At 45.2% G+C, this 25,763-nt stretch carries 29 protein-coding genes; 20 read left to right on the top strand and 9 right to left on the bottom strand.

Annotated elements, in window-relative coordinates; translation table 11 throughout:
- Nucleotides 1-145 precede the first annotated feature (145 nt).
- The 15 genes from nifE (at nucleotide 146) to Q4592_RS01680 (ending at nucleotide 13,824) form a co-directional block, all read left to right on the top strand.
- Entirely contained in the window at nucleotides 146-1,546 is a 1,401-nt protein-coding gene (gene nifE, locus Q4592_RS01610; RefSeq protein ID WP_303508916.1) for a nitrogenase iron-molybdenum cofactor biosynthesis protein NifE, read from the top strand.
- A gap of 4 nt (nucleotides 1,547-1,550) precedes the next feature.
- Nucleotides 1,551-2,948, top strand: coding sequence for a nitrogenase iron-molybdenum cofactor biosynthesis protein NifN (gene nifN / locus Q4592_RS01615; RefSeq protein ID WP_303508918.1), 1,398 nt, complete (start codon nucleotides 1,551-1,553; stop codon nucleotides 2,946-2,948).
- 9 nt (nucleotides 2,949-2,957) lie between these two features.
- Entirely contained in the window at nucleotides 2,958-3,428 is a 471-nt protein-coding gene (locus Q4592_RS01620) for a NifB/NifX family molybdenum-iron cluster-binding protein (RefSeq protein ID WP_137673257.1), read from the top strand.
- Nucleotides 3,429-3,469: 41 nt separating this feature from the next.
- Nucleotides 3,470-3,775 carry a ferredoxin III, nif-specific gene (gene fdxB / locus Q4592_RS01625; RefSeq protein ID WP_137673256.1) on the top strand — a complete coding sequence of 102 codons (306 nt, stop codon included), beginning with the start codon at nucleotides 3,470-3,472 and terminating at the stop codon, nucleotides 3,773-3,775.
- A 12-nt stretch (nucleotides 3,776-3,787) separates the two neighbouring features.
- A complete protein-coding gene (locus tag Q4592_RS01630) occupies nucleotides 3,788-4,264 on the top strand; it encodes a SoxR reducing system RseC family protein (protein WP_303508924.1) in 477 nt (158 codons plus the stop codon).
- Nucleotides 4,265-4,521: 257 nt separating this feature from the next.
- Complete coding sequence (gene nifU, locus Q4592_RS01635) at nucleotides 4,522-5,382, top strand: Fe-S cluster assembly protein NifU (RefSeq protein ID WP_303508927.1); 861 nt, start codon at nucleotides 4,522-4,524, stop codon at nucleotides 5,380-5,382.
- A 12-nt stretch (nucleotides 5,383-5,394) separates the two neighbouring features.
- Nucleotides 5,395-6,630 carry a cysteine desulfurase NifS gene (nifS, locus tag Q4592_RS01640; protein WP_303508930.1) on the top strand — a complete coding sequence of 412 codons (1,236 nt, stop codon included), beginning with the start codon at nucleotides 5,395-5,397 and terminating at the stop codon, nucleotides 6,628-6,630.
- 39 nt (nucleotides 6,631-6,669) lie between these two features.
- Nucleotides 6,670-7,821 (top strand): homocitrate synthase, encoded by a 1,152-nt coding sequence (gene nifV, locus Q4592_RS01645; RefSeq protein ID WP_303508933.1) that lies wholly within the window; start codon nucleotides 6,670-6,672, stop codon nucleotides 7,819-7,821.
- Between the two features lie 11 nt (nucleotides 7,822-7,832).
- Nucleotides 7,833-8,114 (top strand): nitrogenase-stabilizing/protective protein NifW, encoded by a 282-nt coding sequence (locus Q4592_RS01650; RefSeq protein WP_303508936.1) that lies wholly within the window; start codon nucleotides 7,833-7,835, stop codon nucleotides 8,112-8,114.
- A gap of 15 nt (nucleotides 8,115-8,129) precedes the next feature.
- Nucleotides 8,130-8,588: a nitrogen fixation protein NifZ gene (locus Q4592_RS01655; RefSeq protein WP_137673250.1), complete on the top strand. Its 459-nt coding sequence runs from the start codon at nucleotides 8,130-8,132 to the stop codon at nucleotides 8,586-8,588.
- A complete protein-coding gene (gene nifM, locus Q4592_RS01660; RefSeq protein ID WP_303508939.1) occupies nucleotides 8,578-9,465 on the top strand; it encodes a nitrogen fixation protein NifM in 888 nt (295 codons plus the stop codon). The genes Q4592_RS01655 and nifM overlap by 11 nt, the downstream gene beginning before the upstream one ends.
- A 296-nt stretch (nucleotides 9,466-9,761) precedes the next feature.
- Complete coding sequence (locus tag Q4592_RS01665) at nucleotides 9,762-11,807, top strand: PhoX family phosphatase (RefSeq protein WP_303508941.1); 2,046 nt, start codon at nucleotides 9,762-9,764, stop codon at nucleotides 11,805-11,807.
- A 78-nt stretch (nucleotides 11,808-11,885) separates the two neighbouring features.
- Entirely contained in the window at nucleotides 11,886-12,101 is a 216-nt protein-coding gene (gene tatA, locus Q4592_RS01670; RefSeq protein ID WP_303508944.1) for a twin-arginine translocase TatA/TatE family subunit, read from the top strand.
- 421 nt (nucleotides 12,102-12,522) lie between these two features.
- Nucleotides 12,523-12,954 (top strand): hypothetical protein, encoded by a 432-nt coding sequence (locus Q4592_RS01675; protein WP_303508945.1) that lies wholly within the window; start codon nucleotides 12,523-12,525, stop codon nucleotides 12,952-12,954.
- A gap of 369 nt (nucleotides 12,955-13,323) precedes the next feature.
- Nucleotides 13,324-13,824, top strand: coding sequence for a GNAT family N-acetyltransferase (locus tag Q4592_RS01680; RefSeq protein WP_303508947.1), 501 nt, complete (start codon nucleotides 13,324-13,326; stop codon nucleotides 13,822-13,824).
- A 39-nt stretch (nucleotides 13,825-13,863) separates the two neighbouring features.
- On the opposite strand, the gene Q4592_RS01685 is transcribed toward Q4592_RS01680, so the two are convergent.
- Nucleotides 13,864-14,508: a DUF3157 family protein gene (locus Q4592_RS01685; RefSeq protein WP_303508948.1), complete on the bottom strand. Its 645-nt coding sequence runs from the start codon at nucleotides 14,506-14,508 to the stop codon at nucleotides 13,864-13,866.
- A gap of 215 nt (nucleotides 14,509-14,723) precedes the next feature.
- On the opposite strand from Q4592_RS01685, the gene Q4592_RS01690 reads away from it, so the two are divergent.
- From Q4592_RS01690 to Q4592_RS01700, 3 genes are all read left to right on the top strand, one after another.
- Complete coding sequence (locus Q4592_RS01690) at nucleotides 14,724-15,200, top strand: YcxB family protein (protein WP_303508949.1); 477 nt, start codon at nucleotides 14,724-14,726, stop codon at nucleotides 15,198-15,200.
- Between the two features lie 114 nt (nucleotides 15,201-15,314).
- Complete coding sequence (locus tag Q4592_RS01695) at nucleotides 15,315-15,734, top strand: hypothetical protein (RefSeq protein ID WP_303508950.1); 420 nt, start codon at nucleotides 15,315-15,317, stop codon at nucleotides 15,732-15,734.
- Between the two features lie 37 nt (nucleotides 15,735-15,771).
- A complete protein-coding gene (locus Q4592_RS01700; RefSeq protein WP_303508951.1) occupies nucleotides 15,772-16,308 on the top strand; it encodes a GNAT family N-acetyltransferase in 537 nt (178 codons plus the stop codon).
- A 60-nt stretch (nucleotides 16,309-16,368) separates the two neighbouring features.
- On the opposite strand, the gene Q4592_RS01705 is transcribed toward Q4592_RS01700, so the two are convergent.
- From Q4592_RS01705 to rsxA, 8 genes are all read right to left on the bottom strand, one after another.
- Complete coding sequence (locus Q4592_RS01705) at nucleotides 16,369-16,908, bottom strand: flavodoxin (RefSeq protein WP_137673240.1); 540 nt, start codon at nucleotides 16,906-16,908, stop codon at nucleotides 16,369-16,371.
- A 244-nt stretch (nucleotides 16,909-17,152) separates the two neighbouring features.
- Complete coding sequence (locus Q4592_RS01710) at nucleotides 17,153-17,419, bottom strand: RnfH family protein (RefSeq protein ID WP_303508955.1); 267 nt, start codon at nucleotides 17,417-17,419, stop codon at nucleotides 17,153-17,155.
- Nucleotides 17,420-17,421: 2 nt separating this feature from the next.
- Entirely contained in the window at nucleotides 17,422-18,117 is a 696-nt protein-coding gene (locus tag Q4592_RS01715) for an electron transport complex subunit E (protein WP_303508957.1), read from the bottom strand.
- 1 nt (nucleotide 18,118) lies between these two features.
- On the bottom strand, nucleotides 18,119-18,727 hold the full coding sequence (locus Q4592_RS01720; RefSeq protein WP_303508959.1) for an RnfABCDGE type electron transport complex subunit G: 609 nt from the start codon (nucleotides 18,725-18,727) through the stop codon (nucleotides 18,119-18,121).
- 2 nt (nucleotides 18,728-18,729) lie between these two features.
- Nucleotides 18,730-19,734 (bottom strand): RnfABCDGE type electron transport complex subunit D, encoded by a 1,005-nt coding sequence (locus tag Q4592_RS01725; protein ID WP_303508968.1) that lies wholly within the window; start codon nucleotides 19,732-19,734, stop codon nucleotides 18,730-18,732.
- The gene (gene rsxC / locus Q4592_RS01730) at nucleotides 19,727-21,202 is read right to left on the bottom strand and encodes an electron transport complex subunit RsxC (RefSeq protein WP_303508970.1); all 1,476 of its coding nucleotides are present in this window, start codon (nucleotides 21,200-21,202) and stop codon (nucleotides 19,727-19,729) included. Before rsxC ends, Q4592_RS01725 begins: the two co-directional genes overlap by 8 nt.
- A gap of 8 nt (nucleotides 21,203-21,210) precedes the next feature.
- Nucleotides 21,211-21,735, bottom strand: coding sequence for an RnfABCDGE type electron transport complex subunit B (locus Q4592_RS01735; RefSeq protein ID WP_303508974.1), 525 nt, complete (start codon nucleotides 21,733-21,735; stop codon nucleotides 21,211-21,213).
- A gap of 13 nt (nucleotides 21,736-21,748) precedes the next feature.
- Nucleotides 21,749-22,327 (bottom strand): electron transport complex subunit RsxA, encoded by a 579-nt coding sequence (gene rsxA, locus Q4592_RS01740; protein WP_303508976.1) that lies wholly within the window; start codon nucleotides 22,325-22,327, stop codon nucleotides 21,749-21,751.
- Nucleotides 22,328-22,637: 310 nt separating this feature from the next.
- On the opposite strand from rsxA, the gene nifL reads away from it, so the two are divergent.
- A complete protein-coding gene (gene nifL / locus Q4592_RS01745) occupies nucleotides 22,638-24,194 on the top strand; it encodes a nitrogen fixation negative regulator NifL (protein WP_303508977.1) in 1,557 nt (518 codons plus the stop codon).
- Nucleotides 24,194-25,741 carry a nif-specific transcriptional activator NifA gene (gene nifA / locus Q4592_RS01750; protein WP_303508979.1) on the top strand — a complete coding sequence of 516 codons (1,548 nt, stop codon included), beginning with the start codon at nucleotides 24,194-24,196 and terminating at the stop codon, nucleotides 25,739-25,741. The genes nifL and nifA overlap by 1 nt, the downstream gene beginning before the upstream one ends.
- Nucleotides 25,742-25,763 lie beyond the last annotated feature (22 nt).

Consider the following 25,763-nt stretch of genomic DNA (forward strand, 5'->3'; position numbering starts at 1 on the left):
TACATTGTGTTGTTTGGCAGTATTTTGTTGTGTTTGCTACAAGAGAATATTCATATATATCAACACCTAAGGCTTTGGAATGTCTGTTGCAACTAGATCTGCTGAGTGCTTTAACAAGCAAAGTTACAAGTGATGAGGAGTAAGCATGAAGCGAAGTGATATTGCTGAATTATTAGATGAGCCAGCTTGTGAGCATAACCAAGGAGAAAAAAGCGGCTGTGCTAGGCCGGTGCCTGGTGCAACTGCGGGTGGTTGCAGTTTTGATGGAGCCCAAATAAGCCTGCTACCGATAGCCGACGTTGCCCATATTGTTCATGGGCCTATAGCTTGTGCTGGGAACAGTTGGAATAACCGAGGTACTCGCGCCTCTGGTCGCAACTTGTTTCGATTAGGGTTTACCACAGATTTAAACGAACAAGACGTGATAATGGGTCGAGCAGAAAAACGGTTACTTCACGCTATAAAAACCGTTATCGAGAAACATCAGCCGCCAGCTGTGTTTGTTTACGTTACTTGTGTTCCTGCCTTAGAAGGTAATGACGTTCACGCGATATGCAAACTGGCCCAGCAGCGCTGGGAACTTCCCGTTGTTGCAGTAGATGCAGCCGGTTTTTACGGGAGTAAAAACCTAGGCAACCGCATTGCGGGAGAGGTAATGGTAAAACAGGTTGTTGGAAGTGCTGAGCCGCCAGCAAAACCCTTAATGCGCCACGATCCAACACGTCAAGTAAACGATATTGTGCTGATAGGTGAATACAATATTGCTGGAGAATTTTGGCACGTATCACCCTTACTAGAACGTTTAGGGTATCGGGTATTAAGCTGTATGTCTGGCGATACCCGCTTCCACGAAATTCAAACCATGCACCGAGCCGACGCGGCCATGGTGGTGTGCTCTCGCGCGCAAATAAACGTAGCACGTATGCTAGAAGAACGCTGGGACATTCCCTGGTTCGAAGGCAGTTTTTATGGCGTAGAGGATACATCAGCAGCATTAAGAAGCTTCGCTAGATTGATCGATGATCCGCAAGTGATCCGCGAAACAGAGGTATTGATAGCTGAGCAGGAAATTGCCATTCGCAAGAAACTGCAGCCTTATATTAATCGCTTAACTGGTACTAAGGCCCTGCTGTATACCGGCGGAGTAAAGTCGTGGTCGATAGTCTCAGCATTGCAAGAGCTAGGCGTTAGCGTAGTGGCTACAGGGACCAAAAAATCCACTGCTGAAGACAAAGCCCGTATTAAACAAATAATGGGTGACGAAGCCTTAATGTTAGACGAGGGCGGTGCAAAAAACCTATTAGACATTGCTAGCCAGCAACAGGCCGACTTATTAATAGCAGGTGGGCGAAACATGTATACCGCGCTTAAAGCGCGCTTACCGTTCCTCGATATTAACCAAGAGCGTGAACACGCCTACGCAGGCTACGAGGGCATGCTTACCTTTGCTAAAGAACTGTGCCGCACCTTAGAAAGTCCAATTTGGCCGCTGGTTGCTAGTACTGCGCCGTGGCAGCAAAAAGTACGATTAAGCAGCGAGGAGTAATAATATGAGCAAAGATAACCATCACATCGCTATAAATCGCAGCGCCTTAGTAGAACAACCGTTAAAAACCAGTGCGGCTACCGGAGCAACCTTAGCCTGTATGGGCTTAAGCAATGCCATTCCTTTAATGCATGGCTCCCAGGGATGTGGGGCGTTCGCTAAGGTTTACTTGATACAACATTATCGCGAACCCATACCGCTACAAAACACTGCCATAGACCACATTGCTGCAGTAATGGGAGGTGACGACAACTTAAGCAAAGCATTGGCACTGTTATGTGAAAAACATCAGCCTCAGTTAATTATGGTGGTGACTACAGGCTTAACGGAGATGCAAGGCTGCGACGTAGCCAGAGTCATTCGTGAATTTAAAGCTAACCATCCGCAGTATTTAAAAAGCAGACTGGTTTCTGTATCAAGCCCAGATTTTAGCGGCTCGATGCAAAGTGGTTTTGCACATGCTGTTGAAGCTTGCGTGCAACAGTTAATTGTAGAGCCTACTGTTGATAGCAAATCTACGGTTGCAGCACAGCCACAACTTAATGTGTTTTGCTCAGTGGCCTTAACCAGCGCAGATTGTGAGTTAATTGAACGGTATTGCTCAGCGTTTGGATTTAACGCGGTGTTACTCCCCAATTTAAGTGATTCCTTAGATGGCCACTTGGCCGATGAAGATTTTTCTAACACCAGTACTGGCGGTACCGGGGTAAATCAAATTACCAGCATGGTAAATAGCGTAGCGAGTTTGGTGCTTGGCGAATCTCTATTACCCGCAGCAAAATTGTTACAAGAACACTATGCGGTGCCTTATCACTCATTAGGTCTGGTTATGGGCCTAGAGAAGAGTGACAAACTGGTAATGTTGCTGTCTAGGCTATCCAATCAAGCAGTGCCCGATTGGATAAATCGTCAACGTAAACGGTTGCAAGACGCCATGTTAGATTGCCACTTTCTGTTATCAGCTAGCCAAGTGTCTATGGCCTTAGAGCCCGACGCAGCAGCAGGTTACGCAACCTTGTTAGCCGAAAATGGTGCAGTGTTAAACAAACTAGTCACAACCCTCAATGTGCCAGAGCTTAAAGCGATTAAGGCAAATAACGTGGTAGTAGGGGATCTATCAGACCTTACCAATGTTATTGCCGATAGTGAGTTTGTTATAGGCAATACCCATTGCGCCAATTTATGCGAGCCCTCCACACCGGTATTACGAGCAGGCTTCCCTTGCCATGATCAGTTTGGTAATAGCGATACGCTGCAAGTGGGATACGAAGGTGCCAGAGATCGCTTATTTGCCATGGCTAATTTACTAAAAGCCAATCATCAAGACGAAGTACCTGCCCATGTAAGTGCTTACCGTTTTGAACCAGAAAGTTGTGTTAAACATCCACTGCCCATTTCCTAAGGTGCTGCTATGAATGCGATGGAAAGAAAGCTTTCAATTATCGAAGACGGCCAACAACGCGAGCACTGTTTTAAAGTGGCTTTTGCCAGTGAGAGTAAACACAAGGTTGACCAACATTTTGGTAGTGCGCATACCTTTTTGATTTATGGTTTTGGTGAGCAACATATTCAACTTATTGAAGCGCTGCAGTTTGAAGTGACTAAACCTGGTCACGACGCTGGGCGCTTGAGCCAACGCATCGAAGCCCTTAAAGGCTGTGCAGCCGTATTCAGTAACGCTTGTGGCCAACGAGCAATAGAAAAACTTAAGCAATCGGGTATCAGTAGTTTAATGGTAGATAGCGATATAGAGCTTAGTGTTTTGTTGGGAGAAATTCACTTGCAGTTTGTTCATCAACCGATGGCGTGGATGCAAAACAAACAGACTGATTCAGCCGAACAAACCCAACGTTTAAACGAACTATTAGATGAGCCTTGGTAACAAGGTAATGGAATGTAAATTAACTAAAAAAGGAAAGAGTAATGAGCGATAAAAACTTTATGGGGCTCACCAGAGACGGATCACCTTGGGAACCGCAGTTTGTTACGGCATTAGATCAAGACGCATGTATTGGTTGCGGGCGATGCTACAAAGTTTGCCCACGTGATGTGTTTGATTTGGTTGAGCGAGAAATAGACGAAGATGACGAAGCCTATGACGATTATGACGACGATGTAGTGATGGTGATGGAGCTGAAAAACGCCGGTGATTGTATTGGCTGTGCGGCTTGCTCTACCGTATGTGCTAAAAATTGCCACACCCATACACCCGCTAGCGCTTTGGTCTAGGAAGCATATCTTATGGCACAAGTAAGCTTAAATGTGGTTAGCGTGTCAGGTGATAAAGTTGTTTTAGAAGGACAGCGGCAAAGTGCCTGTTCTTCTTGTGCGAGTAAAAATAGCTGTGTCACTGTGAACAGTGAAACAGCTACCTTGCTACGAGCAGAACTTACCAGCCCAGCGCACTATAAGGTTGGGCAGCAAGTAGACATGAATTGCCACGACAGCTTTTTACTAAAAGCCATTATGGTGATGTTTGCTCCTGCTTTATGTGGTTTGCTTGGTTTTGCTTTATTGGCTAACTATTTGTTTGCGGCCGCTCATCCTCATACGGTCGAATACATTAATTTAGGGGCCGCTCTATTGGGGTTTGTCTCTGGCTTACTGTTAAGTCGGTATTTTGCCCAGCCGCTTATTGGGCAGCTTAATCAGCAATTGTCATTAAGGCCTACAACATCCTGTAGCAAATCTAACAAGTCATCCGATAATGTGATTTAACTCACACTGGAAATATTTATCCCGAGTTGATAAATCTATATTTATCAGTTGGTTACGCCCATTGGTTGATTGGGTATCCCACTTGCAATACCTAATGTAGGTAATAACCCGTTGTGATTGAGTTTGCGGCCCTTGAGCAAGAAACGCTGTGTTCTAGGTTCCCAATGGCTTATCAACACTCAGTCTAGGGCAGTAATGTTGTCTTATCACAGCGGGTTACTACCACTACCAATTAACTCATCATTGTGGGGTAGCGTATGTGGAACTATTCAGAAAAAGTAAAACAGCATTTCTTTCAACCCAAAAATGCTAAAGCAGTCGATCATGCAAACGCCATTGGAGACGTGGGTTCAATTTCCTGCGGAGACGCCTTGCGTCTTAGTCTTAAAGTAAACCCTGATAGTGATGTGATTGAAGATGCCGGATTTCAAACTTTTGGCTGTGGCAGCGCGATTGCATCTTCGTCGGCATTAACCGAGATGATCATTGGTCAAACCATCGATCAAGCAATGCGTATTTCAAATCAAGATATCGTTGATTTTTTAGATGGTTTACCGCCAGAGAAAATGCATTGCTCAGTCATGGGAATGGAAGCATTGCATGCTGCGGTAGCGCAATATCGTGGAGAAGAAATTGCCGAAGAACATGAAGAAGGTGAACTCATTTGTAAATGTTTTGCCATCGACGATGCGCTAATTAAACGCGTGGTAAGCCAAAACAAACTCGAAACCTTAGATGAGGTGATCAACTACACCAAGGCTGGCGGGGCCTGTGCAGCTTGCCATGAGAAAATTGAATGGGTACTCGAAGAATGCTTAGGTGCGCCATTGGCAGATCCCATTGTCACGCCAGCTAGCCCGAGCAAAGCTAATACCATTGTTGGCAAGATACGTCTTATTGAACAAGCCCTAGAGCAAGTAAGGCCGCAACTTCAAGCAGACGGTGGTGATGTGCAATTGTCAGACGTAGAAGATGACATGGTGTTTGTTTCACTCACCGGCGCTTGTAATGGTTGTGGTCTATCGGGTGCCACCCTAGCCATGATCGAGCAGAAGATCAGTGCCGTATTAGGCGAAACCATCACTGTATATCCAACTGGCGCAGCCAGCTTAGCTTAAGGAAACAACACTATGAGCAACCTAACTACGCTAAACAAAGCCACTCCGCTGGCCTACTTGGATAACAACGCCACTACTCAAGTTGATGCCAAAGTACTGGAACAAATGCTGCCTTATTTAAGTGAGTTTTATGGTAACCCTTCTTCTATCCATCAGTTTGGTGAGCAAGTTGGTAAAGCGATAGAACATGCAAGGCAACAAGTGCAAGCCTTGATCGGCGCAAGCTTTAGTAGCGAGGTTATCTTCACCTCGTGTGCCACCGAAGCCAGCGCAACAGCCATTATGTCGGCCATTGAAGCCTTTCCTAATAGGAAAGAGATCATTACCTCAGTGATTGAACACCCAGCCACGTTAGAGCTGTGTCAAAACCTTGAGCGCAAAGGTTATACGGTGCATTGGATAAAAGTAGATGCGCGTGGTCGATTAGACATGGAAGCGTACAAACAAGCGCTAAGTAGCGAAGTCGCTGTAGCCAGTTTTATGTGGGCAAACAACGAAACTGGGAGTCTGTTCCCAATTCGCGGCATGGCAGAGTTAGCAAAACAGCATGGCATTTTATTTCACACCGACGCAGTGCAGGTCGCTGGCAAGTTACCTATTCAAGTCGCTGACAGCGGTATAGATCTGCTGTCTATCTCTGGGCACAAGTTCCATGCACCCAAAGGAGTGGGCGCCTTGTACCTGCGCCGTGGGGCTAAATTCCGGCCATTACTGCGTGGCGGCCACCAGGAGCGTGGTCGTAGAGCAGGTACAGAAAATAGCAGCGGCATTGTTGGTTTGGGTAAAGCGGCAGAACTAGCCATGCAATCTATTGAACAAGATTCTGCGCGAATCAAGATGATGCGCAACCGTTTGGAAATAGGGCTGTTAGCGCGGATTCCACATTGTTTCGTGACCGGCGACCCTCGTCATCGTGTGCCTAATACCAGCAACATCGCTTTCGAGTTTGTTGAAGGCGAGTCCATTTTATTGATGTTGGATCAACACGGCATTGCTGCGTCTTCAGGGTCTGCCTGTACTTCAGGTTCACTAGAGCCATCGCATGTTATGCGCGCAATGGATATTCCTTATACCGCAGCACACGGCGCGATTCGTTTTTCGCTGTCTCGCTTTACGAGTGAAGAAATGATTGACCAAGTGCTGGCAGTGTTACCAGGCATCGTGGAAAAATTACGGATGCTTTCGCCTTATTGGGATACCGCAAGCAATCAACCCGCAGAGCAAAGTTTTAGCCCTGTTTACGCTTAATCCTCGAGTAGTCAGCGAACGATAAAGGGGGAGGGAACCATGTTAATTATAAACGACACCACTTTGCGTGATGGTGAGCAAACAGCGGGCGTGGCTTTTAGCGCCCAAGAAAAGCTAAACATAGCCAGTAGTTTACAAGCTGCTGGTATTGCAGAGTTAGAGGTAGGCGTACCGGCAATGAGCAGCGCCGAACGCGAGGTAATAAGTGCCATTTGCCAGCAGCTAAACACCAGTAAAACCATGGGCTGGAGCCGGCTTAATCAGCATGATATATCACTCGCTGCTGGCCTAGGTTTAGACTATTTGGACATCTCCATTCCTGCTTCTAACCAGCAACGTGAATCGAAGTTGGCGCTTAGCAAAGTGAAGTTATTTAGCTTGTTAGAGCGCGGTATTGCCCAAGCCTTAGACCTAGGTATTAAGGTATGTGTGGGGATGGAAGATGCCTCTCGGGCCACCATAGGCGAGCTACAAACTATTGCTGAGCTGGCGCAAAAATCCGGTGCATCGCGGCTTCGTTTCGCCGACACCTTGGGGGTACTGGACCCGTTTGCCACTGAAATATTTATTAGCGCCCTAAAACAAAGCAGTGATTTACACATTGAGATGCATGCCCATAACGATTTGGGTATGGCTACCGCCAATACGCTTGCGGCTATTAGGGCGGGCGTTGACTCGGTGAATACCACCGTTATTGGCTTAGGTGAACGAGCCGGCAATGCAGCCCTAGAAGAAGTTTTAATGGCGCTGAATGTTACGCATTTGGCAGGCCAGCGAACTATTCCTGAAATAGACTTAAAACAGCTTCCTAAAATATGTGAATTAGTGGCTCAAGCCTCTGGGCGCAGTGTGGCGGTAAGCAAAAGCATTATTGGTCAACATGTTTTTACCCACGAGTCAGGAATACACGTAGACGGTCTGCTAAAAGATCCGCAAAACTACCAAGGTTTTTCGCCCGCGTTATTGGGCCGTAACCACACCGTGGTATTAGGCAAACATTCTGGATTTTCGGCCATTGAATCGGTCTATCAATCACTCGGCATTGCCTTAACTAAGCCCCAGTGTATGGCCCTAAAATCACTATTGGTGAATTGGGCAGAACGCAATAAACGTAGCCCCAGTTCCCATGAGTTATTCGGGTTTTATCAACAATGTGTTAAGCCGCAGCTTCCACAAGCACTTTGTGTATAAAGGAGTAGGCCATGTTAGTTCACGCAATAGAAGATCCAAAGTTGCAGCAGCAAATAGCTAGCTTAAGCAGTGCAGAGTCGTTTCTCGAGTTTTTTAAGGTGAGTTATCAACCCAACTTACTACAAGTAAAAAGGGTGGTGTATTTACGCTTGCTTGGCCAAGTGCTTTCCGAGCAACAATGTAGCAATTTTAACGAATTTAAAGCGGCGGTGGCCAAAGCTTACTGCCTGTTAGAAAAAGGCGTGGTGTTGGCGCATGCTGCACCCGCTTGTAAAACGTGTAGCGGCTGTTAAACAGTGAGGTAGCAGATGAATACAGCAAAATTTGGTTATGGATGCAAAGTGAGAGTGGTTGAGAATATTCGCAACGACGGAAGTTTCCCTGGCTGCAAAAAAGGTGCGTTATTAGTACGTCGTGGTGCTTGCGGGTACGTTCGACAATCGGGTTACCATTTACAAAATAACCTTATCTACCAGGTGCAGTTTATTAATCGTGGATTAACCATTGGCTGTAAAGAGGCCGAGTTAATTGATGCCGAATTGGTATGGCAGCCTAATCAATTTGAATATGGTGATAAAGCAGCGCTAAGCCTTTCTTTATCGCAAGAAGGTGAAATTGTGGCCAATAAAGGCAGCATTGTTGATGTATTAGCAGTAAGGCGTAAAGCTAAAACTAGCCCAAGTTATCGAATTCAAATTGGCGAACTCGATGTAGAGGTACCAGAGCGCGCATTAGTAAGCCTTGAGGAGGCCGCTTATGTTGGATAGTGTAGAGCTTACTGCAGGTAGTCCGTTAACTAGTTCAATAGACAGCCCTCAAGCTTATCTTTGTATGAAAACCAGCATTTCTTTGTTTGAACTAAATCCAGATCAATTAAGCCCAAAACAGGTCGCCGAGTTGCAAAGGGTAGTGAATAAATCCTTTCATATTCAGCAAAAAGTGCTTGCCTCTAAAGAAGCAAAACTGGTGCATGTTGATGATGCGCAGCTAAACAAAGGTTTAGCGCTTATCAAACAAAATTTTGAATCCCCTGAAGCATTTAATAAAGCGCTACTGGCTAATCAGCTAAGTGAGCCAGGGCTGCGAGACGCGCTACGTTTAGAGCTTAGTTGTGAAGCTGTGTTGGCGTATGTAAGTAAAAATGTCGCGCCCGTTAGCGCAGCGCAAGCCCTAGCGTTTTATCAGCAGTACCCTGAAAAATTCCTACAAGTAGAACGGCGAGCAGCTCATCATATTCTGATTACTGTTAATGAGCAGTTTAAAGAGAATGCGCCAACTCAAGCTAAGTCACGTATCTATCAGTTGGCGAAGCAAGTGAATAGTGACAATTTTGAACAGTTAGCCGAGCGACATTCTGAATGTCCAACCGCGGTAAGTGGCGGCAAACTGGGCTTAGTCGCACGAGACCAGTTATTACCTCAGCTAGACGAAGCCCTGTTTAACATGGACCAAGCGAGTTTTAGTCAGCCGATTTTTACCGGTATGGGTTACCACTTGTTATGGTGCAAACAAATCATGGCTGAACACAAAATACCCTTTGATGAAGCAAAAACAAAAATTGAAGAAGCGCTTCTTGGGCAAGCGCAAAAGCAGCAACAGCGTCAGTGGTTGGTTGAAACGTGTAAAGGGTCTTCTCTTAATTGATAAGTATTTAAGTCAATAGGCACAAAATTTTGATGATTACTTGGGTATTACTTCAGTAAGCGTTCTAGATATAAATGTTGAGTGTTGTCTATAACAACGAAATATTATGCTGGAAATTAATACTATTTTTTTGGAGATAGATGAAACGGCGATTACTGGTTTATTAGTATACTTGTTAATTACTTAGCGCTTAGCAAACTCACAAAATAATCCATACAAACTTAACGTAAATGTAACATTGTGGAATTAGCTTAATCCGAACAATAAATGAGAGTACTTAACTAGGATATAGCTAAATGAGCAAGGAAACATTTAACCCAACGCGTTTTAACAAAAGTAAAAACCCAAGCTTTGATGAAGTGCTAGATGTGCACCTCTCACGCCGTAAAATCTTAAAAGGCGGCTTAGGCTTAGGCGCTATGGCTACCTTTGGTGCTTTTGGTTTAGCTGGCTGTAACTCTTCTAGCAGCACTGCTGTTGGCGGTGGTGATACACCTAGCGCAACGCTAAACTTCAACTCAATCGCTGGTTCTAAAATTGATGCTGTAAGCGTACCTGAAGGCTACACTGCACAAATTCTTGCACCTTGGGGCCAACCAATAAATGCCACAGCGACAGCTTGGAAAGATGACGGTAGCAACGATGCCGTAGACCAAAACAATGCGATGGGCATGCACCATGACGGTTTGCACTTCTTCCCGCTAAACGATGCCAGTACCGACGGCTTGTTGTGCGTAAACCACGAGTACATCGACCAAAACGCGCTACACCCCACTGGAACAGATGCTGATGCCGATGGCATTCGCAGCAGCATAGACCAAGTACGCAAGGAAATTGCTGCTCACGGCGTTAGTGTTATTCGCATTCAATTGCAGGATAATGGCCAGTGGATGATGCTAGACACCGACCCATTAAACCGCCGCTATACCGGCGCCACCGTTATGGATATTTCTGGCCCCTTAGCGCACTCTAGCAAACTAGCCACGCCATTTTCGCCAGATGGCAGCCAAGCTCGTGGCACGCTAAACAACTGTGGTAACGGCTACACACCATGGGGTACTTACTTAACCTGTGAAGAAAACTGGCCTGGTTACTTTATTAACACTGGCACCACCACTGATGAGCAAGACCGCATAGGTTTAGACACATCTGGCACCACCCGTTATGGCTGGGAAACACTCGCTGGTAACGCTGCTGAGCGTGTAGACGAGTTTGCCCGTTTTAACGTAACACCTACTGGCGCAACGGCGATGGACGACTACCGCAACGAAGCCAACGGCCACGGTTACATTGTAGAAATTGACCCCTACACAGCAAACTCACGCGCCGTAAAACGTACTGCTTTAGGCCGTTTCCGCCACGAAGGTTGTACCTTTGGAACACTTGAAGTTGGTAAACCCATTGTATTTTACTCAGGCCACGACTCGCGCTTTGAATACATGTACAAATTTGTGTCTGAGAAAATGTGGGATGCAGCCGATGCAGACCCAACAGATCGCCTAGCGGTAGGTAACAAATACATGGACCAAGGCACACTTTACGTTGCCAAGTTTGACGCTGACGGCGTAGGCCATTGGTTACCTCTTACCTTAGAGAGCGCGACCACTGCTGGAGGCACATTAGCTGACTCGTTTGCAGCACTGGAAGACATTATTTTAAACACCGCTGGCGCTGCTGATTTAGTTGGCGCAACCCCAATGGATCGCCCAGAATGGTGTGCCGTAGACCCAATTACTGGTTCTGTTTATTTAACACTAACCAACAATACTCGACGTGACGACACCACCGGTACAAACCCAGCTAATCCACGCTTAAACAATAAATTTGGCCATGTAATTCGTTGGGACGAAGGTGACGCAGCGACCGACTTTAGCTGGGACATCTTTGTATTTGGTTCACCAGCAGATGGTGACGCAGACACCAACCTATCTGGATTGGGTGAGTTTAATCAATTTGCTAGCCCAGACGGTTTGGCATTTGATAAGCGCGGCATTATGTGGATTCAAACAGACAACGGTGCAGACGAAGTTAAAAACTACACCAACGATCAAATGCTGGCAGTAGTGCCTTCTGCGATAAAAGACGCCGACGGTAATGCTGATACCATTAACAGCGAAAACCAAGGTGAATTGCGCCGCTTCTTTGTAGGACCAAACGGTTGTGAAGTTACAGGCTTTACCATAAGCCCTGACTACACCACCATGTTTGTGTGTATTCAACACCCAGGTAACTGGCCTTACAGCACCAACGCAGCAGAAGAAACACCGGTTGGTGTTGATTTGCGCCCGCGTGCGTCAGTAGTGGCGATTCGTAAAAACGACGGTAGTGCTCTAGGCGTTTAAGTTACCCGGTAAACTTTAAAACAGGCTCTATCTGAGCCTGTTTGTTGTTTAAGAGCAAGAAAACAAAAAGGAGTGAGCATGGGTTTAGGTGGAATTAGTGTTTGGCAACTGGTTATAGTGGCCGTTATTGTTGCTTTATTGTTTGGTACTAAGCGCTTACGCGGTTTGGGCGGTGATTTAGGTACTACCATTAAAGGCTTTAAACAAGCTATGAGCGAAGACAATAAGGGTAAAGCTACTACAGAAACCGGTTTACGAGTTGAAACTGGCGGCGGCAAAAACCTGAGTAAATAACCGTCTTTGATTTTGGGAGCTATGCTAATCGCCATAATGGGCTTAGTCTTGCTAGGCCCACAGCGTTTACCTCAGGCATTGCGTAGCGGTTTTAGTAATTAAAAACAGCTTAAACGCTCAATAAATCAGGTGTTTATAACTCTTGAGAATGAGCTCACCTTAAGTGATATTCATCTGTCGCTAATCACGCCACTAGAACCTACTCATAAAGTGACAGCTACAGCAGTTAGCAATAGACAACATTCAGCAACAGACTCCCACAAATAATCTTAGTTGTTTCACAGACTTTGTTTTGGGCGAACCTGCTTCTCACTTTTTAGTACTTTTTGAGCTGTTTTGTCAGCCTTGTTACTCTTGAACTGATCCAACCAGATAAAGGTGCTATTGTATGATGTAACTATCAAGGGGAATGAGGTGACTAATGTATAAAAAGCCAATCATATTAACTCTCACAATGTTTAGTTTATCAGGATGTGTGTCTACGGCGCCAACAGCAGAAGATGAGTTTGAGCTAATCGTTAAAACCAACGGCTACTATTCATCTGAAGGTTACTCAACCAAAGTTGTCGACCAAAAATTGGTAAAGAAAAAACTGTTTTATACGCTTACGTTTGACGATCTTTCCACCAACATGCTTACTTATTTGACCACCAGCACTCCTTTAGCAAATGGCAAAGTAAGCGCGAATGCTGTGGTGAGTAAAGTTAGCAGCAAATACACGATAGCTTACGATAAGCTCAATGGTGGATATGAAATACGCTTTTACGAAAACAAAGCTGACATGAACACTGATTACATACTGCACGCTAATGAGCTAGGCGAAATTGAAGATTTTAGGTTCATTGCTAAGTAGCCATTAACACCAAGGTAAGACCCACTAAGCAGTTTGGCTTTACCATTACCAATTGTTAAAGGGCCTAGAAACTTAGGCCTCAAAAGCTAATCCAATAGCTAAGTAAGCCTAATTTTCCCCTAAGATCCTTCTTCTTCAGCCCTATACTTACATTTATGATAATTATATCAATTTGATAGGTGGAACACTTATTCGCCAACTAGTTAGTGCTATTGTTTGGTCTAAGTAAAACGCATGGAAACTCTTGTTAAACACTTGAGTTTTCGGGTTTTCTCATAGCGGATTTAGATACTTATAATTCCTATGCGGCTTGGGCTAGTTTTGAGCCTTAAAGCTTTTGTTTAACACTCGCAATTTGAGAAGGACATCATGGAGCGCAAAGTAAGGGAAGCACTGTTAGGTGACGTAGCCGCTATTGCTGCTATTCATGTTAACGCTTGGAAGTCTGCTTTTAAGGGCTTAATGCCAAAAGGCTATATTGATAAGTACACGGTTCAGCTAAGGCAACGTGAATGGCTACAAGCCATTAGTACCGGCGTTGAACATGTATTGGTGGCATTAGACAATAACCAGATTGTTGGTTTCTTATCTTATAGCGAAGCTAAGGCTTCTGCTGCGATTCTCGAACTTCATAAGCTCTATCTTTGTCCTAGCGTTTACCGAAAGGGAATTGGGCAACTATTAATGGCGCAACTAGCATTAAAAGCGAAAGAAAAAGACATAGAGGAAATAAACCTTTATGTGCTGGATTCAAATAAGGTAGCGATTACCTTCTATCGAAAACTCGGATTTGAGTTTTCGGATAATAGCCTTACCGACACTTTTGAAGGTGAAACCATTACCGATCTGCAAATGGTTAAGCGGCTTTAAGCTTAAAGCAAGCGCCATTAGCCCAGGGTTGAAACATTATTAGCGTGATTCCATATTTGTGATTTTCAGGCTTAATAATTGTTTATCCCACTGGGTTTTATCTACCCCCTCTAACCAAAGAATCTCACTGGTGCGTGACTGCTCTTTGCGCAAATAGGTGTCCGGCATCCTAAAAATGGCTTGCCAAACTTTAACTTCTTGCTGGGTTAATAAGGTACCAGAGTCGGCATATAAACTGACTTCAAGCAATATTTGTACGTAGTTTTTGGTACCAGTGTTGACCAGTTGGAAATGCAGACCAAGCCGGTCTTTATCATCCCATTGGCTGTTGAGTAGGCTTATTTTTACGCCATTCTTTGCAGTAGACTTTAGTAACTCAGCTTGATTGATCGCTATGTCACTTAAACGCTCAGGTGAATGAGAAGACGCTGAGTTAGCCAATGGTGTTTCTAAGGCTGCTACAGCAACCGGTAATACAGCATTGTTTGTATCAATTGAACTAGTTGTTTCACTTTGCGTGTTTAACAGCAGGTATTGCCAGGTAAAGTCGTCATTCAACTGTACTTGAGCACCATTTTGTAAGGTAACTATTTCTAAAGCTTTAGGTTCGAATTGCTCAGCTAGGCTGGGCATTACCCAAAACAAGCCACAGATTGCAGCGTAAGCGTTTAACTTTTTCAGCATTGTGTTTTGTCCTTTAAACAAGATGGTTTTAGCATAAGCAAGCATCGGAAAAATTAACACTGCAGTGGTTATTGTTTTGGCGTTTCCCTTGTGTCGTTAAAACAGTAAAATGGCGCGATAGCAAGTAGTACTTACAGCTTGAGATTAACGATAACTAACAATCCGTTCAACCATTGAGTGCTATTAACAATATTCAACATTGATAAGTGAGTTTTATGCAGGCGTTTACCACCCAATTTACTTTGTCTCGCGCTTATCTTGCAGAGTGCTTTGATCAAACTCTACCCTATGGAAAAAATGCCAAGCCAAATTATAAGCTGCCTGTAGTGTTTTTTGCTTTAGGTATGGGATTGCTGGCGTTTATTGAAGATTCAGGCACGGTCGGATTTATGCTGATTGTTTTAGCGTTAATGGAAGTGCTACATATTCGGTTTCGCCGTGCATGGTGGCTAACCCGCCAAATGTGGGGCAGAAGTGCCGACAGTGAAGTAAAGTTGAGCATTGACGAGAACGGCATCAACACTCAAAACCCCTATACAAAAACCTCAGTGTTGTGGAGTGACATTCAGCGGGTGATTGAAACAGAGTTGGGCTTAATTTTGGTGGCTAAGTCTGGCGGCCAACAGTATTTGTCTAAATCGTTGTTTTCTGATGCGGTGATCAGCGAAATTCTTGCCATTAGTAATGAGTAGCCAAGACGAATTAAACCAGTACTAGGTGCTAGTTTTAACACTGCCTAAAAACTAGTTTTAAAATGAACAGTGACGATACGGCAGGCTTACATCAATTTAAGCAGAGGGTTATTTATGAATACCTTTTTTGTAGCGGCAGGAACACTCAGTGCTATAGCCGCCCTTATGCATGTGGGTTGTATTGTTTTTGGTGCATCGTGGTATCGCTTTTTCGGCGCGGGTGAAAAAATGGCGCTTCTGGCAGAGCAAAAAAGTATTAAACCTGCCTTAATCACCAGCGCTATTGTTGCAATTCTTTCGGTTTGGGCGCTTTATGCTTTTTCTGCCGCAACGCTATCATTCGCTTTACCTTATCCACGTATTGTTTTAGTACTGATTACATTGGTCTATTTAGTTCGCGGATTGGCTGGTTTGTTGTTGATTAAAAAGCCTATGGGCAATACACCAAAGTTTTGGTTGTGGAGTTCGGTAATTTGTTTGCTTATTGGATTGATTCACCTAGTGGGATTGAGCCAGCAATGGCCCAATCTGTAAGCCATTTTCCTCTTCGATAATTAAGGTAGGTGCAACAATGTTGTTCGAATTATTTAGCGCTAATCAATCACCAGCGGTGATTCAACTTTTTACTGAGGTATTCTCTGATTCAGAAGGAAAAGAAGAGGGGCAACTCATTGGCCATTTGGTCACTGACATTGTGGCTAATACCAAAGCAGAAGACTTGATTGGTTTTGTTACTCTAGAAGACAAGGAGATCGTCGCCAGCATATTTTTTAGCCGCTTAGTGCTTCCCAATAAGCAAGCTGGTTATATTTTATCACCGGTGGCAGTGGCTACTCGCCAGCAAGGGAAAGGCGTGGGGCAGAAGCTAATTAATGCCGGCATCAAACATTTACGTGCTTTAGGCGGTGAGGTGTTAGTCACCTATGGCGATCCAAGCTTTTACTCAAAGGTGGGTTTTAGTCAGATTAGCCAAGATATGATTAAAGCGCCTTTAGTATTGAGTCATCCCGAAGGTTGGCTAGCTCAGTCTTTGAGCGAAACTCCACTAGCGCCAATCATTGGTGAAACAGCATGTATTGAGGCTTTAAATCACCAGAAATATTGGTAGTAAAGCATGAAATAGAAAGGGCACATTAGTATGTGCCCTAGGTAATGGTTTTATAGGGTGCTACACACCAAACTCTGCTTTAATTTGTTCTAACCAACCGCTAATACGTTCTGGGTGTAACTCGCTCTGATTATCGTTATCTAACACTAGGCCAGCAAACTTACCGTTCTCTAGTAACGCAGATGAATCGTCAAACTCATAACCTTCGGCTGGCCATTCGCCAACAACATCGGCGCCGGTTTCTAGAATTGCATCGTACAATTCACCCAAGCCATCAACAAACTCGCCTGCGTAGTTCACTTGATCGCCTAAGCCGTATAATGCCACCTTAATACCTGCAAAGTCTGCTACGTCTAGTTGGGGCATAAACTCATCCCAACTTTCTGTTTGGCAATCGGCTGCTAAACCAGGTAGTTGGCCTTCACCTAGGGTTGGTGTACCTAAAATGAGCATTTTGTAAGAGGATAGGGTGTCTATGTCTACGCGATTAATGTTAAGCGGCTTGTCGCTAAGTTCCGCCCCCAATTGTTGATGGATCTGTTTAGCGATTTTTCGAGTAGTACCGGTGTCAGTACCAAAAAATATACCTATCTCTGCCATGATCGTACTCCTTAATATGCTGGCTTATTGTTAGTGCTGCAATAAGTAAACCAACCCGTTAATCTATAATTTACAGTGACTTACGATTTTATTTTATTATGTTATACAGGCGATTGTTGTAAAGGTGACAGGGTTTGGCATGTAGATTGTGCTATTTATTACTTAGTGGGTTTGTTCTGGTTTCCAGTATCGATAACGAAAAAACACTGCGGGTGCAGTGTTTGATGGAAATAAATGTAGCCTTTTAATCATCTTCGTCGTCATCATCTTCAACAGGAGGGCTCCAAGTAATCGGTCGATAAATTTCTACTCTATCCCCTGCAACTAGTTGGCTCTCTAAGGTGACGAATTTACCAAACACACCTACCTTTTGCTTTTCTAGTTGGATCTCGGGGCACAAATCTAAAATACCTGATTGATGTAAAGCGTTAATCACGCTGCTTTCATTCACTACATCTACATTTATGCACAGTTGCTGCTGTGGGGTGGCATAAGCAATACTCACTAACATCGCTACGCTCCTTCTGATTGTGCAGTAGGGCTTAGCTCGGGCGTAGCCTTGAGCGCAACCATAGACTCTAGCTTTTGTTGAATCAGCCTATGCACGCTAAGTAAAATGCCTAAAACAATAAAACCACCGGGCGGCAGTATCACTAACAGCAAGCCTCGGTAGTCAGGTATTACGGTAAATTCTATCGCCCTAAATGCTGCACCCAATAGAATATGAGCATCGGCGAACAGCGTACCTGAGCCAATTATTTCTCTAATACCGCCCAAGAATACCAATACCCAAGTAAATCCAATACCCATGGCTAAGCCGTCGACCACAGCAGGTAACGGTGCTTGGCGACTAGCGAATGATTCAACTCGACCTAAAATGGCACAGTTAGTCACGATTAATGGAATGAACAAGCCAAGCACTTTGTGTAGAGGATGAACCCAAGCATTAAGTACCATGTCGGTTATGGTGACTAAGGTTGCTATCATCAAAATGTTGATTGGGATCCGCACTGCGCGGCTAACATAATCTTTAGTTAAGGCGCTAATTAAGTTGGCTAATACCATAACGACTAAACTGGCCAGCCCTAAACCTAGGCCGTTTGTAGCGCTAGACGTTACGGCTAACAAGGGACACAAGGCTAAACATTGGCCCAGCACAACGTTGTTATTCCATAATCCGTCGGCAATTATGCGTTTGTATTGGCTCATGCTAGCTTCCTTGTTTAGTGTTTAAATCTAACAGTGCTTGATGCACTGCGTTTACCACCGCGCGCGGTGTGATGGTTGCGCCAGTAAATTGATCAAATTCACCACCATCTTTTTTTACCGCCCAGCCTTTGCTTGTTGTATTAGCTAAGCTTTTGTCGTTAAAACTTAATATCCAAGGATTTTTGGCAAGTTCTATTTTGTCACCCAAGCCTGGTGTTTCGCTGTGGTTTAGTACTCTCACTCCGGTAATGCTTAATTCAGCGTTTACCCCAACTAAAAGGTTAATTGGGCCGGCATAGCCTTTGGCACTTAGTTGCACAACATAACCACTGGACTGTTGTTGCTTATTTAAGGCGTTGTAAACAGTGTATGTGCGGTCATCAATGCTGAAGCTATGCTCGGTGGCGAGCAGAGAATTACTGTAATGTTGCTGCGGCATGACTAAGTCGATAGCGGCAAGTTTGTCTTCGTTCACTCGTTGGGCGATGGCGGGTTCAGTAATGATGTTCAAGCCGAGTAGTAAAGCGCTTGAAATACCCACAGCAAAAGCTAAAGAGAGTGACTGATAGATACTACTGTTAATGTGTTTTTCTACGCAGGGTAAGGCCATTGTTACACTCCTTTATTGCGTTTAAATAGCGATTGAGCACCAAATATTTTTGGCCGAAGATAGTGGTCTATTACCGGAGTACAGGCATTCATTATTAGCACGGCAAAGGCCACGCCTTCGGGGTAACTACCAACGCTACGGATCAACCAGATCAACAGACCACAACCAGCACCAAACAACAGTTGTCCGCGCGGACTGGTGGGGGATGTGACCATGTCAGTAGCTATAAAAAATGCCGCTAGCATTGCGCCGCCCGACAATAGATGAGCGATACCAGAAGCGTATTCATTAGGGCTTAGCATGTGAGCGATGGTCGCGGGAACAAATAACCCACCGATTAAGGCCAGTGGGATATAGGGTCGAATAATGCCTCGCCAGATCAAAAACACACCGCCTAGTGCAATCAGTAAAGCACTCGTTTCACCTAGGCTGCCTGGATGTTTTCCCAGGGCTAGATCTTGCCAATTAGTCAGCTGATTGAGATCGGCTAAAGGTGTAGCAGCGCTAATTCCATCAATGCCTAACCACGCTTGATTTAACATGATTCCTTGAGCCCCGATATCTGGAACTGAGATGGCTTGCCAGTTAGTGAGTTCAACGGGAAAACAAATCAGCAGCATTACGCGCCCTAGCATCGCGGGATTAAAGGGGTTATGCCCAAGACCACCATAAACTTGTTTGCCTAAGGTTATGGCAAAACAGCAACCAAAACTGGCTATCCACCAAGGGGTACTCGCAGGAAGGCTCATTGCCAGCAACAAAGCCGTTAACAAGGCTGATCCATCTAAGGCGGCTAGGCTGCGTTTACCTTGTAATTGCAAACAAGCAAGCTCTGCGATTAAAGCGCTCACAACACAGGAAGCCAATACAGTGAGTGCCGGTAAACCAAATAGGTAAACGCCATAGAGCGCGGCGGGCAGCAGCGCCAACACCACTAAATACATAATGTTTGTTGTAGAGGTACCCGAATGAGTATGTGGCGCGGCAATGGGATTGATTTTACTCATTAGTTTCTCCTTGGCTGACTCGAGCGCGAGCAGGGCGTTTACGTTTAGATGCTTTGGCTGCTTTTTTCGCTGCGGCTTCTTTGGCTAAGCGCTGCTGACGCGCCTCGGTTAGCTGGCGAGCTAAATTGGATTTTTGCATCATGCTGCGTTGGGCATTGATATTAGATTTTGCATGCTGAAAATATTGAACCAGCGGTATGCTAGAGGGGCATATATAGCTGCATGCTCCGCATAACAAACAGGAATCTAGGCCAAACTGCTGGGCACCCTGCCAATCATCGTGGTTACTATGGGCTGCCATTTGGAAAGGCATAAGCCCCATGGGGCACACCTTTACGCAGTTGCCGCAACGCACACAATCTTGGCTATTACGTTGATTGATTTTGTCTTCGCTTAGCGCTAGTAAACCGCCAATACTTTTATCTATGGGCACAAACGGAGAAGGCAGTACTTGGCCCATCATTGGCCCACCTGCAATCATCCGCTTGGCTTCTACTTTTAGCCCGCCACATTCTGCAAGCACTTGCGATACTAGGCTGCCGATGGGCACGGTAATGTTGGCCGGAGATTCAATTGCATCACCAGATACGGTGATCACGCGTTCGATCAAGGGGCGTTTAAATCGCACTGCTTGATAGATGGCTTTAGCCGTAGCAACGTTATGCACCAAAATACCTTGAGCAGTGCTAAGTTGGCCCGGTGGTATGGCTATGCCTGTGGCCGCTTTTATCAAATGCCGCTCTGACCCCATCGGATAAAGGCTAGGAACGACTTTAATGCTGAAATTGCTAACGTCTTCGCTAGCTGCACTTATCGCAGCGATAGCGTCAGGCTTGTTATCTTCGATAGCGATGATGGCTTTGTTTGCACCAATGGCTTTAAGCATGATGTTGATACCCGCGATGATCTCTGCGGCATGCTCTTGCATTAAGCGGTCGTCGCAGGTTAGGTAGGGTTCACATTCACCGCCGTTAATCAGTAGCGTGTGCACCTTGGCCTTGCGCGCCAAACGGAGTTTAATTCCGCTGGGAAAACCAGCACCGCCTAAACCCACTACGCCTGCATCAAGTACCCGTTGTACCAATTGTTCATGGTCTAATTTTTGATAATCGCTTGGCGGAAAATCTTCTCCCCATTGTTTTTCGCCATTACAGGTAATGACCAAAGTTTGGCTTTTAATTCCTGCGGGGTGGCTACTTAGGTAAGGTTTTATATCTACTACTTTACCGTTTACCGGCGAATGCAAAGGTACTGTCATGTCGTTACTGCCTTTAGCAATAAGCTGACCTTTAAATACCTCATCGCCTACCGATACTAAGCAACTCAGCATAGACCCATTTCGTTGCTGCATGCCGAGGTAAACCCGGTCAGGAGTAAAGCTTCGGCTAATGCTTTGTTGCTGCGTTAACTCTTTGTACCCTTTGGGATGTACCCCGCCACTAAAAGGCTTGGGTTTTAAATTGAACATGGCTACTCCTAAGCGATTTTGGGTTTTGGCCATTGCCATGTGTTTAGCTGTATGGTTTGTGCTTGCATGGTTAAACAACCTTGAGGACAGGCTTTTTCACACAGCTTACATCCAGTACAAACTTGGCTTATTACCGTATGCATTTGTTTAGTTGCGCCTACAATGGCGTCAAAAGGACAGGCTTTAAAACAGCGGGTACAACCGCTGCAGTTTGACTCATCAATCACCGCCACTAGGGGAACGGCATCAGGGTCATTGCTTACTTCCACACCCAGTAAACCAGCAATACTGGCTGCCAATCCATTACCGCCCGGAGGGCAACTGGTGGGGGACAGCCGGCCATCTACCATGGCTTCGGCTGCTTGGCGACAACCTGGCTCACCGCATTGGCCGCATTGACCGCCGGGTAACATGGCTTCTAGTTCATCCACTCTTGGGTCACCTTCAACCTTGAGCGCTTTAGACGCCCAGCCCAATAAGGCGCCTAAGGATGCGCCAATCAGAATCAGTACAACAATAGATACAATAATCATGGTAATACTCCTACTAACCCACCATGCCGCTAAACCCTAGAAAGGCCATTGATAACAATCCTGCAGTAATAAAGGCGATAGGCAAGCCAGCGAAGGCAGCAGGTACTTTGGCGAGCTTTAAACGCTGTCTTAAACCTGCAAACAACACTATGACCAAACTAAAACCGGCGGCAGAGCCAAAGGCGTAACACAGGGTTTCAAGAAAATTCATGTTGTTTTGCACCACGAGTAGCGCCACCCCTAACACCGCGCAGTTTGTAGTAATAAGCGGTAAAAAAATCCCTAGGGCTTGATAAAGTTCTGGGCTATTTTTTTGAATCAGCAACTCGGTGAGTTGCACAACTGCAGCAATCACCAGAATCAGAACTAGAATTCGCATCACCTGAATACCTAGAGGGGCTAATAGCAAGGATTCAATAAGCCATGCAGCTACTGCGGCTAAACACAGCACAAAGGTAGTGGCTAAGCCCATACCTAAGGCGCTATCTATTTTGTTTGAGACACCCATGAATGGGCACAAACCTAAAAACTTTCCTAACACCACGTTGTTTACCACTGCGGTGCTAATAAAAATAAGTAGGTAGTCAGCCATTGTGTACTTCCTAAACTTGAGGATGGTTAACAATGCAATTGCAGGCTGTGTACCAAGTTGGTGAATTGCTCCGATATAGGGAGAGAAGCCAAGCTATTCATGGCCTTAGATAAAAACGATTCACATTTACCCGGGGCTTAAAGTGGTGATAAATACGACAATAATTACTGATAATTTACTTAAATTTGTTGTAAATCAAACAAAGTATTTCTAACTGAGCCCCGTGGCATGGCGATTTAGTTTCGGGAATACCGCTTGCATTGTGTGTTTATGTTCAGCAGTTAACTCAGCAATGCAAAGGATTGATTGGATGATGAATGAACTTAAATCAACCATGGAGCAAGCTTTTCAAGACTTGGCTCCCGTGAGTAAGAACGAGATCCTTGAACAGTGCTTTCAGATCTTAGAACAAATGCCAATGGCCATGTCGATAAGCGATTTAAAGGCGAACTTCCTATTCGTAAACAAACGCTTTTCTCAGGTAACTGGTTATTCGCCAAATGATTTGCTTGGCTGCAATCACTCTTTACTCAGTTTTAAAACCACTCCGCTAGACGTTTACCAAGAACTTTGGTCTTGCATAAGCACTGGTGGCAGTTGGCAGGGGCGGCTAATTAACCGCAAGAAAAATGGTCAGCGCTATTTAGCCGAACTATCTATTACCGGCTTATGCGATTCATCTGGAAACATCACTCATTACATGAGTGTGCATCAAGATATTAGTGAGCGGCACCAACACCAAACTAAGGCCGCAAATCAAAAAGCTATGGTTGAGGCGGTGCTCAACACAGCGCCAGTGGCAATAGCTTTAGTCGACGAATCCCACCAAGTAGTGTTAGACAACTTGGCTTACAAAACCTTGCGCAGTGATTTTTCGCAAGAGCCGGTAAGTGTTGCGTTAACGCAACTAGGGCAGCGGATAAACAATGCTCATCATCAAACAGAAGAACCCTTTACCGAAGGACAAAACTTTAATATTGAAGTGGGCAAAGGAAAACGGAAGCGCTGGTTCTCTTGCTGTTTGTCGTCTGTAAAAATAAGCGGTGCTGAGGTTGATGACTACTTTGTACCAAAGCGAGACCGCTATTTGGTGATCACCTTAAGTGAAGTAAGCCGTGAGCGTCGCCGCCAAGAGCAACAACGTTTAGCAGAGTTACAACGCTCTACCGCTGAGTCAGAAGCCTTGCACAGTATGCAGGAAGCCTTGCATGCGGCTATTCACCAGATTCAGGGCCCGATAAACATGATTGATTCAGCACTGCAGATGTTTTGTGGCGGGGCTAATAGTTGTGCGCGAACCAATGCGATGCAAGCTGGCTTAGAAGCGGGTCATGCTGCCATTGATCAATTACAAAGTGCCTTACCGGAAAAGCCGCAAGAAGCTGTACAGTCGGTAAACGTTAATCAGTTGGTGCATGAGGTGACTGAAATGAGTAACCAACGGTTGTTGTCTCGCAGTATCACCATGCAACTGAGCTTAAATGGTACGTTGCCGCCGTTAAGGGGCCAGCCATCTCGATTACGGGTGGCTATAAAACAGCTTATTGATAACGCCATAGAAGCCATAGATTTAGCGAAGAAAACACGCCGTGAAATTGTATGCAGTACGCAACTGGTTGATGAAGATATTGAAATTACCGTTGAAGACAGTGGTCCAGGTATTAAAAAAGAGCTGCAACTCAAGGTTTTTGAACCCTTTTACAGTACCAAGCCCCTCAATAATAACGGTTGTAGGGGCGTGGGCTTAAGCATTGTGCAGCAAGTGGTGAGTGAGCATAGTGGCACGGTTCAATATCAATCAACCTCTTTAGGCGGCTGTAAAGCCCGCATCGTTCTTCCTCTACGTAGTATTAAGCGAGGTGAATAATGGAATATTCAACAAAACGCGAGTCACATATAGCAGAGAGTCACTTAGCCGCGTTGTACGACGTAAGCAGTGTGTTAACTAACAGTTTGGATTACCAACAAAGTGTCAGTAAAGTGCTGCAAGTACTGCACGACAAAGCCATGTTACAGCATGCCATGTTAGCGTTGATTGCTGAAAATGAACAAATGCTAAACATAGACTCTGTACACACGCCAAACCATGCTGGCGATAATGTGGCCAAGAATGTTCGGTATCGCCCTGGCGAAGGCATAGTGGGAACGGTACTGACTCAAAAACAACCTATTGTATTAAGCAAAGTGTCTAACGATTTACGTTTTGCCGACAAACTGGATCTGTACGCGCTAGATTTACCTTTTATAGCGGTGCCGATTAAAAAAGCTAATGAGGTACTGGGTGTATTAGCGGCGCAACCGCAAATAGACGATCCGCAAAAGCTCTCGTCGTTTACCCGTTTTCTTGAAATGACTGCGAACTTAATTGCTAAAAGTGTGTTGCTGGCGAAAGACGTGGCAGTACAAACCAATCAGCTAGAAGCTGAACGGGATAGGTTACGCAGAAAAGTCCGTAGCAACTACAGCATGGACAACATTGTTGGCCACTCACGGGTGATGCGGCGCGTATTTGAGCAGATCCGTTTGGTATCTAAATGGGACAGCACAGTCTTAATCCGTGGGGAGTCGGGCACTGGTAAAGAGTTAATTGCTAACGCCATTCATTACAACTCGCCACGTGCAACCGGGCCATTTATAAAACTCAACTGCGCGGCGCTGCCCGACAACTTATTGGAGTCTGAGTTATTTGGTCACGAAAAAGGTGCGTTTACAGGAGCGGTAAAACAACGTAAAGGCCGTTTTGAAATGGCCGACGGTGGCACTTTATTTTTAGATGAGATTGGCGAAATCTCAGCTGCCTTTCAAGCCAAATTGCTTCGAGTATTACAAGAAGGGGAATTTGAGCGAGTGGGTAGCACTCAAACCATTAACGTGAATGTACGGATACTAGCGGCAACTAACCGTAACTTGGAAGAAGAAGTGAGGCAGGAACGCTTTCGCGAAGACTTGTATTATCGCCTGAACGTGATGCCTATGTTCCCGCCACCGTTACGTGACCGTATCGAAGACTTACCCGATTTAGCGGAGTTTTTGATAGAAAAATTGGCTAAACAACAGCGGCGTGAGTTGTCGTTAACCGACAGCGCCATAAGAATGATGATGGCCTACGACTGGCCGGGCAATGTGCGGCAACTGGAAAACTTGTTAGAACGGGCATCGGTAATGAGTGAGAGTGGGGTGATTGACCAAGACCTTATTGTACTCGATGGCTTAGATGGGCCTAAATTTAGCCCGCGAACCCCAGTAGATAAGCCCACTATAGATAACTCTGAGATGGATGAACGGGAAAGGGTTATTGCTGCATTAGAACAAGCCGGTTGGGTGCAAGCAAAAGCCGCGCGTTTACTCAATATGACCCCGAGGCAAATTGCATATCGCATTCAAGTGATGAACATTAACGTTCGCCAAATGTAAGTTGATTGGCTGTCGTATTTAC

Source organism: Agarivorans sp. 1_MG-2023 (genome assembly GCF_030548385.1).
GTDB lineage: Bacteria > Pseudomonadota > Gammaproteobacteria > Enterobacterales > Celerinatantimonadaceae > Agarivorans.

Excerpts from the sequence above, each read along its gene's own strand:
- Q4592_RS01685 (WP_303508948.1), bottom strand. The coding sequence starts at position 14,508 with ATGCTGAAAAAGTTAAACGCTTACGCTGCAATCTGTGGCTTGTTTTGG.
- Q4592_RS01720 (WP_303508959.1), bottom strand. The coding sequence starts at position 18,727 with ATGGCCTTACCCTGCGTAGAAAAACACATTAACAGTAGTATCTATCAG.
- Q4592_RS01675 (WP_303508945.1), top strand. The coding sequence starts at position 12,523 with ATGTATAAAAAGCCAATCATATTAACTCTCACAATGTTTAGTTTATCA.
- Q4592_RS01650 (WP_303508936.1), top strand. The coding sequence starts at position 7,833 with ATGTTAGTTCACGCAATAGAAGATCCAAAGTTGCAGCAGCAAATAGCT.
- nifL (WP_303508977.1), top strand. The coding sequence starts at position 22,638 with ATGATGAATGAACTTAAATCAACCATGGAGCAAGCTTTTCAAGACTTG.
- nifA (WP_303508979.1), top strand. The coding sequence starts at position 24,194 with ATGGAATATTCAACAAAACGCGAGTCACATATAGCAGAGAGTCACTTA.
- Q4592_RS01655 (WP_137673250.1), top strand. The coding sequence starts at position 8,130 with ATGAATACAGCAAAATTTGGTTATGGATGCAAAGTGAGAGTGGTTGAG.
- Q4592_RS01735 (WP_303508974.1), bottom strand. The coding sequence starts at position 21,735 with ATGATTATTGTATCTATTGTTGTACTGATTCTGATTGGCGCATCCTTA.
- Q4592_RS01725 (WP_303508968.1), bottom strand. The coding sequence starts at position 19,734 with ATGAGTAAAATCAATCCCATTGCCGCGCCACATACTCATTCGGGTACC.
- Q4592_RS01680 (WP_303508947.1), top strand. The coding sequence starts at position 13,324 with ATGGAGCGCAAAGTAAGGGAAGCACTGTTAGGTGACGTAGCCGCTATT.
- Q4592_RS01715 (WP_303508957.1), bottom strand. The coding sequence starts at position 18,117 with ATGAGCCAATACAAACGCATAATTGCCGACGGATTATGGAATAACAAC.
- tatA (WP_303508944.1), top strand. The coding sequence starts at position 11,886 with ATGGGTTTAGGTGGAATTAGTGTTTGGCAACTGGTTATAGTGGCCGTT.
- rsxC (WP_303508970.1), bottom strand. The coding sequence starts at position 21,202 with ATGTTCAATTTAAAACCCAAGCCTTTTAGTGGCGGGGTACATCCCAAA.
- Q4592_RS01705 (WP_137673240.1), bottom strand. The coding sequence starts at position 16,908 with ATGGCAGAGATAGGTATATTTTTTGGTACTGACACCGGTACTACTCGA.
- rsxA (WP_303508976.1), bottom strand. The coding sequence starts at position 22,327 with ATGGCTGACTACCTACTTATTTTTATTAGCACCGCAGTGGTAAACAAC.
- Q4592_RS01690 (WP_303508949.1), top strand. The coding sequence starts at position 14,724 with ATGCAGGCGTTTACCACCCAATTTACTTTGTCTCGCGCTTATCTTGCA.
- Q4592_RS01710 (WP_303508955.1), bottom strand. The coding sequence starts at position 17,419 with ATGTTAGTGAGTATTGCTTATGCCACCCCACAGCAGCAACTGTGCATA.
- nifE (WP_303508916.1), top strand. The coding sequence starts at position 146 with ATGAAGCGAAGTGATATTGCTGAATTATTAGATGAGCCAGCTTGTGAG.
- Q4592_RS01620 (WP_137673257.1), top strand. The coding sequence starts at position 2,958 with ATGAATGCGATGGAAAGAAAGCTTTCAATTATCGAAGACGGCCAACAA.
- Q4592_RS01665 (WP_303508941.1), top strand. The coding sequence starts at position 9,762 with ATGAGCAAGGAAACATTTAACCCAACGCGTTTTAACAAAAGTAAAAAC.
- Q4592_RS01700 (WP_303508951.1), top strand. The coding sequence starts at position 15,772 with ATGTTGTTCGAATTATTTAGCGCTAATCAATCACCAGCGGTGATTCAA.
- nifS (WP_303508930.1), top strand. The coding sequence starts at position 5,395 with ATGAGCAACCTAACTACGCTAAACAAAGCCACTCCGCTGGCCTACTTG.
- nifN (WP_303508918.1), top strand. The coding sequence starts at position 1,551 with ATGAGCAAAGATAACCATCACATCGCTATAAATCGCAGCGCCTTAGTA.
- Q4592_RS01630 (WP_303508924.1), top strand. The coding sequence starts at position 3,788 with ATGGCACAAGTAAGCTTAAATGTGGTTAGCGTGTCAGGTGATAAAGTT.
- Q4592_RS01695 (WP_303508950.1), top strand. The coding sequence starts at position 15,315 with ATGAATACCTTTTTTGTAGCGGCAGGAACACTCAGTGCTATAGCCGCC.
- nifV (WP_303508933.1), top strand. The coding sequence starts at position 6,670 with ATGTTAATTATAAACGACACCACTTTGCGTGATGGTGAGCAAACAGCG.
- fdxB (WP_137673256.1), top strand. The coding sequence starts at position 3,470 with ATGAGCGATAAAAACTTTATGGGGCTCACCAGAGACGGATCACCTTGG.
- nifM (WP_303508939.1), top strand. The coding sequence starts at position 8,578 with ATGTTGGATAGTGTAGAGCTTACTGCAGGTAGTCCGTTAACTAGTTCA.
- nifU (WP_303508927.1), top strand. The coding sequence starts at position 4,522 with ATGTGGAACTATTCAGAAAAAGTAAAACAGCATTTCTTTCAACCCAAA.